The following is a 13,152-nucleotide window of genomic DNA, read 5'->3' on the forward strand; positions in this document are numbered from 1 at the left end:
CCACCGACCACTTCACCATGGTGTCTCGCGCAGGGGCCCGCTGCTCCTGGTCTACGTCAGCCTGTGGGGCCGTCGTCTCTTCAAGGAGCCCGTCCGTGCCTGGCGCGCTGTTCGTCCGCTGCCCGCGCCGCCCCCGGCCGTTCAGGTGCTGACGAACTCCACCTCGACCGGCGCACCTGAGGCAGGAGCTGGATCGGCCAGCGGAGCGAACAGCGCGCCGAGCCGGGTCACCGTCTCCGGGACGATCCGGTAGTAGACCCAGGTGCCGCGCCGCTCGCCGTCGATCAGGCCCGCCGTACGCAGGATCTTCAGGTGGTGGGAGATCGTGGGGGCGGTCAGGTCGAAGGCGCCGGTCAGATCGCAGACGCAGGCCTCGCCGCCCGCATGAGAGCCGATCATCGACAGCAGGCGCAGCCGTACGGGGTCGGCGACCGCCTTGAGCAGCACCGCGAGCTCGGCCGCCTCATGCTCGGCGAGGGGCTCGCGGGCGATCGGCGCGCAGCACTGGATCGTGACGGCGGTCATGACGACAACCCCCTACTTCGACAATTGTCGAAATCATAGGCGATGGCAGGCGAGCGGAGCCAACGCGCCGAGGGCGGTCGGCCAGCGCCCGGCCCTCGCCCTCGGAGTCCTTCCTCAGCTCAGCCGCAGCAACCGCCGCCGTCGGAGGCGGAGACGGTGGCCAGCGGGAGCGGGGTGGCCAGCAGGCCGCCGCTGATCCCGGTGGCCAGGCCGATGCGCTGTTCCTGGGCTTCGGCGAGGTTGGAGGAGCAGACGCCGGTCTCGGGCAGGTCGAGCCGAACGTCGCGAGCGGCCTCCCAGTCTCCGGCGATGGCGGCGACGACCGAGCGCACCTGCTCGTAGCCGGTGGCCATGAGGAACGTGGGGGCACGGCCGTAGCTCTTGACGCCGACGGCGTAGTAGCCCGGCTCGGGGTGGGCAAGCTCGTCGACTCCGTGAGGGGGCACGGTGCCGCAGGAGTGCTGGTTCGGGTCGATCAGGGGCGCCAGCGCCCGGGTGGAGCCGAGGACCGGGTCCAGGTCCAGTCGCAGCTCGCTCGCCATGGAGTGGTCGGGCCGGTAGCCGGTCGCCGACACGATCTGGTCGACGGTGACCGTCTGCTCGTGTCCGGACGGGTCGCGGCTGATCACCTCGACGCCGTCGCCGTTCCGCCGAACGGTGTGGGTGAAGAAGCCGGTCAGCAGCCGGATGCGACCGGAATCGACGTGCGCGCGCAGCCGGGTGCCGAGCGCGCCGCGGGCCGGCAGCGCGTCGGCGTCGCCGCCACCATAGGTACGGCCGGCGCTGCCCGCCCGGATCGCCCAGGTGATCCGCGTGTCCTCCAGTTGGGCCAGGGCCAGCAGCGTGGTGGCCGCGGAGTGACCTGCTCCGACGACCAGGGTGTGCCTGCCCGCGTACCGGTCGCGGTCGGCGCCGAGCACGTCGGGCAGAGCATGGTCGACGTCGACCCCGGGCTCCCCGTGGGCGGGCAGGCCGCTGGCCCCCAGGACGTTGGGCGTGGTGTAGGTGCCGGAGGCGTCCACGATCGCTCTGGCGTGAAGCTCCTCGCCCGAGTCCAGGCGGATCAGGAAGGGCGCGTCCTCACGACCGTTGGTGCGAACGCGGTCGTAGCCGAGACGGCTGATCGCGGCGACCTTACTGCCGAGCCGTACCTTGTCTCCGAAGAGCTCGGCCAGCGGGGCGAGGTAGTCGTCGATGAGCTCGGCGCCTGTGGGCAACCAGTCGGCGTCGGGCGCCGTCCAGCCGTCGGCCTCCAGCAGGCGGCGGGCGGCGGTGTCGATGTTGTACTTCCACGGACTGAACACCCGCACATGCCCCCACTGCGCCACCGACGCGCCGACCTGGTGCCCGGCTTCCAGCAGGAGGAAGTCGAGGCCGCGTTCGGTCAGGTGCGCGGCGGCGGCCAGGCCGACCGGCCCGGCGCCGATCACGACGACCGGCAGCGCGCTGGTGTCACCTGTGCTCACCAGCTGGTCAAGCTCAAGGGAGGTGGTGGTGCCGCAGCATCCGTCGCTCATGATGGCGTCTCCTGGATCGGTGAGGTCTTGACGGTCAGAGGTGGGGCACCGGCGGTCGCCACGCACCTCATCGAAGGTGGCGTGCCGTGATCGGCAGACCCTCTTGAATAGAAGCTTGTCTAAGTAGCCATCATCATGACCCTTGCTTAGAAGCATGTCAAATTAGCTGGCTGTCGAATCAAGGCCCAAGGCGGTTGGACGTCACGCCGGACGGCCGCCGTGGGGTCGTGGTCTCGGCCACCTCCGCTCGCTCACCGACTTCAAGGCCGAGCAGCGCGCCGACCGGGCGATGGCCACCCTGGTGGACCACGCCCTGTGCGGCACCGGTTGACGCGAGCGGTGCACGGACGGCGTCAGGGACTGCGCAGGGACAGCATCATCGCCTCGACGGCGATCTGGGGATTGACGTTGGCGTCGAGACGCTCGCGGCACAGCATGATGGCGTCGATGCGCCGCAGCGTCTCCTCAGGGGTGGACCCCTTGGCCAACTGGTCGAGCTCGAACCGCAGGTCGTCGTTGGCCAGCTCCACCTGGGCGCCGAGCTGCATCACCACCACGTCGCGGTAGAACGACACCAGCTCCAGCAGCGCCGCGTCGAGCGAGTCGCGCTTGATCCGGGTGGCGCGGGACTTCTGCCGGTCCTCGAGCTCCTTGAGCGCCCCCGCGCCACCGCGAACCAGGCCGCGGTTGAGCCCCTTGCCCGTGGAGCCCTCGCCGTAGAGCTTGCGCAGGTCGGACGTCTCGGACTCGTTGAGCGCGGCCGTCGCCGCGGCGGCCTCCTCCTCGGCCGTCTTGACCAGGCGTTCGGCGGCCGACACGCACTCACCCACCCCGGTCAGCGACCTGGGGATGCTCAGGACGGCCTCGCGCCGACGGCGGACGTCCTCGTCGAGGGCCAGCGCCCTGGCTCGGCTGATGTGGCCCTGGGCGGCACGGGCGGCGAAGCGGGCGGTCTCCCAGGGCACGCTGTCGCGGGTGGCCAGCACGTGTGCGACCGCCTCGGTCGTCGGTGTGGCCAGGGTGACCAGGCGGCTGCGGGACCGGATGGTGATCATCAGGTCGTCGGGGGCCGGGGCGCACAGCAGCCAGACCGTGCGCGGAGGCGGCTCCTCGATGGCCTTGAGCAGGGCGTTGGCGGCGGACTCGGTGGCCCGGTCGGCCGCCTCGAACAGGATGACGCGCCAGCGGCCCTGCGTCGGCGCGCCGGCCGCCCTGAGGATGAGCTCGCGGGTCTGCTTGACGCTGTAGGACAGGCCGGCGGGACGTACGGTCTCAAGGTCGGGATGTGAGCCGATCAGCACCTGGTGGCACTGGTCGCAGTGGCCGCAGCCGCGGTCGGGACACATCAGGGCCGCCGCGAAGGCGCGAGCCGCCTCCTCACGCCCCGAACCGGGCGGGCCGGTGAACAGCCACGCGTGCGTCATGCCGGCCCCACGGCCGCCGCCGATGACCTCGTCCGCCGCCGCCGCGGCCCGCGACAGCGCGGCTACGGCCTGGTCCTGCCCGACGAGGTCATCGAAAACCGTCACGGACACAGGCTAGTCGCGGATGGCCGGCATCGTGCCTGTGGCGTCTTCGGACTCGTAGGGCACCGGGTCGGGCAGAATCTCCCGCACGCGGTCCTGGATGGCGCGGCTGAGCTGGTCGGACGGCAGGGTGCCGTCGACGACCACGTAGCGGTCGGGGGCGGCCGCCGCCAGCGCGCGGAACTCCTTGCGCACCCGCTCGTGGAACGCCAGCGGCTCGGCCTCGATCCGGTCGGCGGCCCCGCCCAGCCGGGTCAGCCCGATCTCCGGCGGGGTGTCGATCAGCACGGTCAGGTGCGGCACCAGCCCGCCGGTGGCCCAGGCGTTGACCTTGGACACGTCTTCGGGGTCGAGCTCCCGCCCGGCCCCCTGGTAGGCCAGCGAGGAGTCGACGTAGCGGTCGGTGACCACGATCGCGCCCCGCTGGAGGGCCGGCCGGATGACCTTCTCGACGTGCTCGGCCCGGTCGGCGGCGTACAGCAGCGCCTCCGAGCGCGCCGACAGCCCCTTCTCGGCCGCGTCGAGCAGGATGGCCCGCAGCCGCATGCCGACCTTGGTCGAGCCGGGCTCACGGGTCTGCACCACGTCGTAACCCTGGTCTCGCAGCCAGATCGCGAGCAGCCGTGACTGGGTCGTCTTGCCCGACCCCTCACCGCCCTCGAACGCGACGAACAACCCGGGCATCCGCTCGGCCGACTCAGGCTGGAACCGCTCACCCCGCACCGCCGCGAGCAGGTCCTCGGAGAGTGAGACGCCCTTGCGGTCGTCCATGTGGCGGAGCGCCAGGATGCCCACGGCCACCGCCAGCACCCCACCTACCAGCAGCACCAGGTTGGAGCCGTCGAACTGGTAGGTCAGGTCGCCCAGCGTGAAAACGTGGGCGCCGACGAGCGCGGCCAGCGGGTTGGCCGCGGCGACCACGAGCAGCAGCGTCACCCGCGCCGTGGACTGGAGGAAGGAGAACGTGCGCCCGCGCATCGCGTCTTCGACCTCAAGGCCGATCAGCGTGTAGCCGATGATCCAGGCGATGCCCGCGCACGCCCCCAGCAGCACGGTCAGCATGACCACGATCGCCAGGTTGTGCACCACGGCGATCGCGGCCAGGACCAGACCGGCCAGGGTGATGGCGAGCCCGAACAACCGCCGTCGCGACAGCTCCCGCAGGAACCGGAGCCCGAAGAACATGCCGAGCGCCATGCCGACGAAGACCGCGCCGAACACGACACCGTAGGCCGCGTCGCCGCCGCCGAGCGCCTCCACGTAGATCTTGGCGACGCCCACGACCGCGCCGCCCGCCGCGAACGCGCCCAGCATGCCGATGATCAGACCGCGCACCAGGCGGTTGCCGCCGACGAACCGCCACCCGTCCACGATCTGCCTGAGCACCGACGGGGTGGAGATCGCTCCGTCGCGCCGCGGGATGTCGCGCAGGGTGAAGATGAGCGCCGCCGACACCAGGTAGGCGACGGCGTTGAGGATCAGCGCCGGCGCGGTCGGGTCCATGCCCGACAGGAACGGCACGAGGTTGCGCATCAGGTCGGCCGCCACGGACAGCACCGCGAACAACAGGGCCGCGATCGGCGCGCTGCCATAGGTGACCAGCAGGTTGAGCTGGTTGGCCGACTCGAGCTGATCCTTGGGCACCAGGTTGGGCACCGTGGCGTCCTTCGCCGGGACCCAGAACAGGTTGACGCACTCGACGAGGACCGTCGCGATGATGATCCACTGGTAGCTGCCGACCAGCGGGATCGACAGCACGACCGCGAAACGCGACAGGTCGGCGGCGACCATCGTCACCCGCCGGTCGAACCGGTCGGCGAACGCGCCCGCGAGCGGGCCGAGCAGGACGGCCGGCAGCATCTTGGCGATGAACACGCCGCCGATGGCCAGCGACTGGGTGCGGTAGTCGCCCTTCGTCAGGTTTCCGGCAAGGGCGGTCAGAGCGAGGATGTTGAGCCAGTCACCCAGGCTGCACACCGACATAGCCGTCCACAACCGGCGGAACGGAGCGTTGGCCAGCACATGGATGGTTCGGCGTCGGCCAGGGGCGGTCATGATGTCAGCGTATCCAGGTGCTCGCCGGAACTTGGAAGACTAGCGAAAAGCCGGAAATGCCCCGGCCGTTCGCCGCTGAGGGTATTACGTCGGCAGGCGGTCGCGCAGGTGACCCACCCTGAATAGGCCCCCGAAAAGACCATGGATGAAACCTCCCGTCCCGCTCGTAGCTCTCCACACTCGTCGCACGGGCTCCGCGAGCCTGCCCGACGCTCTTTCGCACATGAGCGCGGACTCCGCGGGCCTCCTTGATGCTCCCTACCCACAAGTGCGGACTCCGCGGGCCTCCTCGACCAGCGGCAGCCAGCCCGATCGGACGGCGGCGGGCAGGACCAGATCGTCCCAGAGCTCGACGAGCAACACCCCGTCGACATGGTCGAGCAACTGCTCCGGGTCACCTTCCCTGAGCAGCACCGTGTAGGCCTCGCGACGCTGGTCACGGTCGGCCAGGTCGTAGGCGGTGCCGTGCAGCCAGACGGCGCCCAGCGCCTGGGCCGCCGCTAACCGCGGGAGCCTGCTGGGCACGAAGAACCGGCGGCCGTCGGCGATGCCGGCGGTGAACTCGATCTTCGGCTCCAGCACCAGCCGGAACCCGGCCGCGTCGAGGATGCGCCCCGCCGTCTCCAGGGTGGGCGACTTTCTGCCGTGCTCGTAGGCCGACAGCGTCGTCCTCGACGTGCCACTGACACTGGCCAGCGCCGACTGCTTCATGCTCGCCGCATGACGGGCCTGCTTCAGCAGCAGCCCGCCTCGCTCCGCCCAGAACGTGACATCGGGGACCGACGAAGAGATCATCATCATCACCACCTCCGGAGAGCGTATCCAGTTGGATACTAGCACCCGCAGCAGGGCCGGCGTGACGGGCAGATCACGTAACGTAATCGACCAACCTGTCACCGCGCGTGAGGTCGCGCACGGGATGTCACCGCAGCTCGACCAGCGTGATCTCCGGCGGCGCGCCCACCCGGACCGGCGGTCCCCAGAACCCGGCACCACGCGTGACATAGACCTGCACCCCGTCGACCGTGGACAACCCGGACACGGCCGGCTGCTGCAACGGCACCACCAGATTGAACGGCACCATCTGCCCGCCGTGTGTGTGACCCGACAGTTGCAGATCGACCTTGTGCCGGGCGGCCTCCTCGACCTGGATCGGCTGGTGCGCCAACAGGACCGTGGACCGCGTGGTGTCGCGACCGCCGAGCGCCCGGTCGAAGTCGGGCCCGTCGTCCATGGTCGCGCCCGTGACGTCGTTGATCCCGGCCAGGTCGAGCACTCCGCCCTGGTGACGGATCTCCACGCGTTCGTTGCGGAGTGACCGCACCCCAAGCGACTGGAGCTCGTCGATCCACTCCGTCGGACCGTTGGCCGTGTAGTACTCGTGATTGCCGGTGACGAAATAGGACCCGTGACTCGCCTCCAGGTCGGCGAACGGCCTGGCCAGAGCTCCCAGCTCGGCCACCGTTCCGTCGATCAGGTCGCCGACGATCGTCACCACGTCGGGCCGCAGAGAATTGATCATCCGGACGATGCGTTCGGCGTGCGCCCTGCCCGTCAACGGACCCAGGTGAATGTCGCTGACCACGGCGAACCGCAGACCGCCGAGTCTGGGGTCGAGGTTGGGCAGCATGACCTTGACCGGCTCGATCACCGGATCGCCGAGCGCGGTGCGGATGCCGTAGCCGACCGTGCCGAGCGCGCTGACGCCCGCGATGGCGGCGGTGGTCCGGCCGAGGAACAACCGCCTGCTCATCGCCTCACCGACCGGCCCTCCTCCGGCAGGGACGCCCTGACCGTCCGACGCCCCTCCGAGGGGAGCGTCCTGACCGTCCGACGCCCCTCCGAGGGGAGCGTCCTGACCGTCCGACGCCCCTCCGAGGGGAGCGTCCTGACCGTCCGACGCCACCGGAGAGCCGTCGCGTGCGCCCTCCCCAGCGGAACCGGACACCACAGGCGGACCCGGGACAGTCGAACGTGCCGCGACAGGGACCGCGACCGGCGGCTCGGACGCCTTCGCACGCGGGGACCGGCGAATGAACAGCCACGCCACAGCCCGCGGGATCTCCAGCACGACGAGGTAGACCAGCAGGTAGAACATGATCGCCAGCCAGAGGTAGCCCGGCCAGGCCAGCCAGTGCCCCCACTCGGAGCGCGTGCCCGCGAACGTCACGGGCACCAGCGCCCCCAAACCCACGAGCCCCCAGGTCAACGCCCTGCGCGCCCTCCCGCGCCGGGTGGTGGAGCGCACCAGCCGATGCCACAGGTATACGTGCACGGCGATGACCACCGTGATGACCATGCCTACGAAGCCGACAATCACGTCGTCATGCTACGAGCAGAGCCACACCGGCGGGCGCTCACGCCTGAGAGGGCTCTCAGGACTTGGCCGCGGGCTTCTTCTTGGCGGGCGCCTTCTTCGCCGGAGCCTTCCGAGCCGCCGCCTTCTTGGGCGCGGGCGCCCGGTCACGTCGCTCGGCCAGCAGCTCGGCCGCCCGCTCGATGGTGATCTCTTCGACCGAATCGCCCTTGCGGAGCGAGGCGTTGGTCTCGCCGTCGGTGACGTAGGGGCCGAATCGGCCTTCCTTCACCACGACGGGCTTCTTGGAGTTGGGGTCGTCGCCCAGCTCGCGCAGCGGCGCGGCGGCCGCGGCCCGGCCCCTGCCCCGCTGCTTGGGCTGCGCGAACAGCTCCTTGGCCTGATCGAGCGTGACCGTGAACAGGTCTTCCTCCGACGCCAGCGACCGGGAGTCGGTGCCCTTCTTCAGGTAGGGCCCGAACTTACCGTTGTGCGCGACGACCTGCTCGCCGTCGAGCTCGCCCACGACCCTCGGGATCTCCAGCAGCTTGAGCGCGTCGTCGAGCGTCACCGTGTCGAGCGACATGGTCTTGAACAGCGAGCTCGTACGCGGCTTGGCCACGTCGGCCTTCTTGGTCCGCTTCTTCGGGGTCTCCTCCTCCTGCACGGGAAGGATCTCCGTGACGTACGGCCCGAACCGCCCGTCCTTGGCCACGATCGTGTTGCCGGTCACCGGGTCCTTGCCCAGCTCACGGTCGCCCGTCGGCCGCGAGAACAGCTCCTCCGCCTTCTCAGCGGTCAGCTCGTCGGGCGTCATGTCCTCGGGCACGTTGACCCGGGTGCCGTCGCGGTCGAGGTAGGGGCCGTAGCGCCCGACCCGGATGACGATGTCGGTGCCCCTGATCGGGAAGGAACTGATCTCCTTGGCGTCGATGTCACCGAGGTCGGTGACCATCTCCTTCAGGCCCTCGTCGCCGTCTTCGCCGTAGTAGAAGCGCTGCAGCTCGGGCACCCGCTCGGCCCGGTCGTTGGCGATGTCGTCGAGCACCTTCTCCATCTCGGCGGTGAAGTCGTAGTCGACCAGGTTGCCGAAATGCCGCTCCAGCAGGTTGACCACGGCGAACGCCAGGAAGGACGGCACCAGCGCGGTGCCCTTCTTGAACACGTAACCCCGGTCGAGGATCGTGCCGATGATCGAGGCGTACGTCGAGGGACGCCCGATCTCGCGATCCTCCAGCTCCTTGACCAGCGACGCCTCGGTGTAGCGGGCCGGCGGCTTGGTCGAGTGGCCGGCCACGTCGAGCCGCGTGACGCTGAGCGCGTCGCCCTCGGCCAGGTTGGGCAGCCGCTTCTCGGAGTCGTCGCGGTCGGTCGACGGGTCGTCGGCGCCTTCGACATAGGCCTTCAGGAAGCCGTAGAACGTGATCGTCCGGCCCGAGGCGCTGAACTCGACCTCCTCGCCCGAGGAGGACCGGCCACCCACCTTGACCGTGACCGACTCGCCGACCGCGTCCTTCATCTGGGACGACACGGTGCGCTGCCAGATCAGCTCGTACAGCCGGAACCTGTCGCCGCTCAGCCTGGTCTCACCCGGCGTGCGGAACTCCTCGCCGGACGGCCGGATCGCCTCGTGCGCCTCCTGCGCGCTCTTCACCTTGCTGCTGTAGACGCGCGGCTTGTCCGGAACGTACGCCCGGCCGTACAGCTTGATCGCCTGGGAGCGCGCGGCCGCGATCGCGGTCTCCGACAGCGTGATGCTGTCGGTGCGCATGTAGGTGATGAAGCCTTCCTCGTAGAGGCGCTGCGCGACCTGCATCGTGTACTTGGCGGAGAAGCCCAGCTTGCGGCTGGCCTCCTGCTGCAGGGTGGTCGTCCGGAACGGGGCGTAGGGCTTGCGGGTGTACGGCTTGCGCTCGACGGACTTGACCGCGAACGACGAGCCCTGAAGCCGGCCGGCCAGCTCACCGGCGGCGGCCTCAGACAGGTGCAGGACGTCATTGGTCTTGAGCTGCCCGGTGCTGGCGAAGTCGCGGCCCTGCGCCACACGCCTGCCGTCGACGTTGGTCAGCGTCGCGCTGAAGTCGCGTGGCCGCTCCTCGGCCTTGCCCGTGTCGAACAGCGCCTGCAGGTCCCAGTAGTGGGCCGACGTGAACGCCAGGCGCTCGCGCTCCCGCTCCACGACCAGGCGCGTCGCCACCGACTGGACCCGGCCGGCGGACAGGCGGGGCTTGACCTTCTTCCACAGGACCGGGCTGACCTCGTAGCCGTAGAGGCGGTCGAGGATGCGCCTGGTCTCCTGGGCGTCGACGAGGCGCAGGTTGAGGTCGCGGGGGTTGGCGACCGCGTCGCGGATCGCCTGCGGGGTGATCTCGTGGAACACCATGCGGTGCACCGGCACCTTGGGCTTGAGCACCTCGCGCAGGTGCCACGCGATGGCCTCGCCCTCGCGGTCCTCGTCAGTGGCCAGGTAGAGTTCGTCCGCATCCTTCAGCAGCTGCTTCAGCTTGCTGACCTGCGCCCTCTTGTCAGGGTTGACGACATACAGCGGCTCGAATTCATGATCGACATTGACGCCCAGACGTGCCCACGCCTCCCCCTTGTACTTCTCGGGGATGTCGTCGGCCTTCTCCGGCAAGTCACGGATGTGGCCGATGCTCGATTCGACGACGTAGCCGCTACCGAGGTACTCCTCGATCGTCTTCGCCTTGGCCGGCGACTCGACTATCACCAGGCGGGTTCCGCCGACGCTGCCGTTGTTGGCTGGCACGCTGCTTCCTACCTCGCTGTTCGCTAACAATTCCCCCTGCCGGGACCCGGCACAGATCTGAAAGGTAACCCGTCTCGCGGATTTTTCCTTCCCCCGGGGCTACCCACTAGCTTCCGGGTCCACCCACCAGCACGCAGAATAAGGCTCACTGAGCGGCATCGCGCCCTGACTCACCCTGGAGACTAATCGCTGTGCTCGACTACTCCTACATGGATATCTACATTCCGCGCGACCTGTCCCGTGAAGCCGCACGTCAACTGCTGACCGAACACGCGGAGTACGGCCACTGGGAGCTCGCGCGGGTGCGGCTGCATCCGGACGGAAGTCGTCATGTGCGGCTCCGCCGCAAGATCATGCGGGTGCGGCGCACCCTCTGACCATCGCCATGCTTTGCCCACCAAGTATGGACATGGCTTTGCCCGTCCCGGGGCCGCGCCCCCCGGAACGGGCAAAGCGTCACGTGGGCCGGCAGCTCACAGGGTGCCGGCCGGGGACCCTACTTCCGGCCGAGACGGAACCGGCGGGTCGCCGCGAACAGCGTGGCCGAGGCGGCGAACATCCCGCCCAGGACCAGCGCCAACAGCGAACCGTTGTTCATGCCGGTGACGCCGATGGGCTGGGCGGCGCTCATCAGCCCGATGGGCAGAGCCCCCGCGGCCGACGTCACGGCGCCCCCCACCGGGGTCGAGGAGACCAGCGAGGTCGCCGGGCTGACCGCGGACAGCGGCCCGGACGGGCCCGCGACGCTGGACGCGGCGGCCGTGGCGCGCTTGGCCGGCTTACCCGGAGTGGCGGGCTGGGCCGGCAGGCCGGGGAGACCGGGCAGGGCGGGGAGCCCGAACGACTGGGACACGTCACCGACGACCGGCAGGGCCGGCAGGCCACCGCGCATCGACTGCGTGACGTTGCCCGCGTCCTGCAGGCCGCTCAGGGCCGGGACGACCGGCAGCGCGGACATGCCGCCCTTGGTCTGGGCGACCTTGCCGCTCATCTGGGTGTAGCGGTCGAAACGGTCGTGCCCGTGGTCGACCGGCCGGCCGACGCGGGCCCCGCCGAGGCATCCGGCGGCGGCGTCACCGAGGACCGCCACGGCGTTGCCGCAGACGTTGATCGGCGCGGTGATCGGCGCGACCACCTGGTTGCCCGCCAGCACGCCCGACCGGCCCGACGTGGTGTTGCCACCGGCGCCCGAGCCCTGCTGGGGCGAGACGCTGGCCCCGCCCTTGCAGTGGGCCTCGGCCAGGCCGAGCGCGGCGACCGCGTTGCCGCAGGCGTTGATCGGCGCGGTGATCGGGGCCACGACCTGGTTGCCGGCCAGCACGCCCGACCGGCCCGACGTCGTGTTGCCACCGGCGCCCCGGCCGCCGTTCTGCACGGAAGCGCCGCCCCGGCATCCGGCGAACGCCTCTCCGAACGCGGCCACGGCGTTGCCGCAGACGTTGATCGGCGCGGTGATCGGCGCGACCACCTGGTTGCCCGCCAGCACACCCGACCGCCCCGACGTGGTGTTGCCACCGGCGCCCGAGCCGCCGCCGCGGTTGTCGACGGACGTGCCGCCCTTGCAGCCGGCTTCGGCGTTGCCCACGGAGTTGCCGCAGGCGGTGATGGGCAGGCTGATCGGGGCGACGACCTGGTTGCCGCTGCCTGCGCCGAACCGCCCGTCGGTGTCGTTGCCGCGGGAGCCGGGGCGACCGTGGCCACCGTGGTAGCCGTGGCCGGGCTTGCGGCCGCCGTTGGTGACGGACGAGCCGCCCTTGCAGCCGGAGAACGCCTCGCCGAACGCCGCGACCGAGTTGCCGCAGACGTTGATCGGAGCGCTGATCGGCGCGATGACCTGGTTGCCGCCGAGCACGGAGCTGCGGCCGGAGGTGGTGTTGCCCCCGGCGCCGACACCGGTGTTCTTCACCGAGGCGCCGCCCTTGCAGCCGGCGGTCGCCTCGCCGAAGATCGCCACCGCGTTGCCGCAGGCGTTGATCGGAGCGCTGATGGGTGCGGTGACCTGGTTGCCGCCGAGGATGCTGTGGTCGCCGGAGGTCCGGTTGCCTCCCGCGCCGCCCTTGCCGGAGTTGGTGACCGAGGCGCCGCCCTTGCAGCCCGCGTCGGAGCTGCCGAAGATCGCCACCGCGTTGCCGCAGGCGTTGACCGGAGCGCTGATCGGCGCGTTGACCTGGTTGCCGCCGAGGATGCTGTGGTCACCGGAGGTCTTGTTGGGGATGCCGCCCTTGCCGGTGTTGGTCACCGTCGCGCCGCCCTCGGAGGACGCGTTGGACTCGCCGGCCACGCCGACGGCGTTGCCGCTGATGTCGATCGGCAGCGAGATCGGCAGGTTGACCTGGTTGCCGCCGCCGATGGAGTTGTCGCCGGACGTGTCAGCGAGCGCGGTGCCGCTGAATGACATGACCGCGACCGCCAGCAGGGCGGCGGGAGTGGAAGCCTTGGCCCACGTACGCATAATGGATGCTCCTG

General features: G+C 70.3%; 9 protein-coding genes. 1 reads left to right on the plus strand and 8 read right to left on the minus strand.

What is annotated here, in order from left to right; genetic code table 11:
* Positions 1–141 precede the first annotated feature (141 nt).
* The 7 genes from IEY82_RS02350 to topA form a co-directional block, all read right to left on the minus strand.
* On the minus strand, positions 142–525 hold the full coding sequence (locus IEY82_RS02350) for an ArsR/SmtB family transcription factor (protein ID WP_189122235.1): 384 nt from the start codon (positions 523–525) through the stop codon (positions 142–144).
* A 119-nt stretch (positions 526–644) separates the two neighbouring features.
* Positions 645–2,042, minus strand: coding sequence for an FAD-dependent oxidoreductase (locus IEY82_RS02355; RefSeq protein ID WP_189122236.1), 1,398 nt, complete (start codon positions 2,040–2,042; stop codon positions 645–647).
* A gap of 353 nt (positions 2,043–2,395) precedes the next feature.
* Entirely contained in the window at positions 2,396–3,571 is a 1,176-nt protein-coding gene (locus tag IEY82_RS02360; protein ID WP_189122237.1) for a DNA polymerase III subunit delta', read from the minus strand.
* Between the two features lie 9 nt (positions 3,572–3,580).
* On the minus strand, positions 3,581–5,623 hold the full coding sequence (gene tmk, locus IEY82_RS02365; RefSeq protein ID WP_189122238.1) for a dTMP kinase: 2,043 nt from the start codon (positions 5,621–5,623) through the stop codon (positions 3,581–3,583).
* A 258-nt stretch (positions 5,624–5,881) separates the two neighbouring features.
* A complete protein-coding gene (locus IEY82_RS02370) occupies positions 5,882–6,424 on the minus strand; it encodes a helix-turn-helix transcriptional regulator (protein WP_225262035.1) in 543 nt (180 codons plus the stop codon).
* 121 nt (positions 6,425–6,545) lie between these two features.
* Complete coding sequence (locus IEY82_RS02375) at positions 6,546–7,943, minus strand: metallophosphoesterase (protein ID WP_225262037.1); 1,398 nt, start codon at positions 7,941–7,943, stop codon at positions 6,546–6,548.
* 55 nt (positions 7,944–7,998) lie between these two features.
* Entirely contained in the window at positions 7,999–10,686 is a 2,688-nt protein-coding gene (gene topA, locus IEY82_RS02380; RefSeq protein ID WP_189122239.1) for a type I DNA topoisomerase, read from the minus strand.
* Positions 10,687–10,877: 191 nt separating this feature from the next.
* On the opposite strand from topA, the gene IEY82_RS02385 reads away from it, so the two are divergent.
* A complete protein-coding gene (locus IEY82_RS02385) occupies positions 10,878–11,063 on the plus strand; it encodes a DUF5703 family protein (RefSeq protein ID WP_189122240.1) in 186 nt (61 codons plus the stop codon).
* 119 nt (positions 11,064–11,182) lie between these two features.
* Here the strand turns inward: IEY82_RS02385 and IEY82_RS02390 are convergent, their stop codons facing one another.
* Positions 11,183–13,138: a chaplin family protein gene (locus IEY82_RS02390; RefSeq protein ID WP_189122241.1), complete on the minus strand. Its 1,956-nt coding sequence runs from the start codon at positions 13,136–13,138 to the stop codon at positions 11,183–11,185.
* Positions 13,139–13,152 lie beyond the last annotated feature (14 nt).

It is taken from the genome of Nonomuraea cavernae (assembly GCF_014646355.1).
Lineage (GTDB): Bacteria > Actinomycetota > Actinomycetes > Streptosporangiales > Streptosporangiaceae > Nonomuraea > Nonomuraea cavernae.

Excerpts from the sequence above, each read along its gene's own strand:
- IEY82_RS02350 (WP_189122235.1), bottom strand. The coding sequence starts at position 525 with ATGACCGCCGTCACGATCCAGTGCTGCGCGCCGATCGCCCGCGAGCCC.
- IEY82_RS02355 (WP_189122236.1), bottom strand. The coding sequence starts at position 2,042 with ATGAGCGACGGATGCTGCGGCACCACCACCTCCCTTGAGCTTGACCAG.
- tmk (WP_189122238.1), bottom strand. The coding sequence starts at position 5,623 with ATGACCGCCCCTGGCCGACGCCGAACCATCCATGTGCTGGCCAACGCT.
- IEY82_RS02370 (WP_225262035.1), bottom strand. The coding sequence starts at position 6,424 with ATGATGATGATCTCTTCGTCGGTCCCCGATGTCACGTTCTGGGCGGAG.
- IEY82_RS02390 (WP_189122241.1), bottom strand. The coding sequence starts at position 13,138 with ATGCGTACGTGGGCCAAGGCTTCCACTCCCGCCGCCCTGCTGGCGGTC.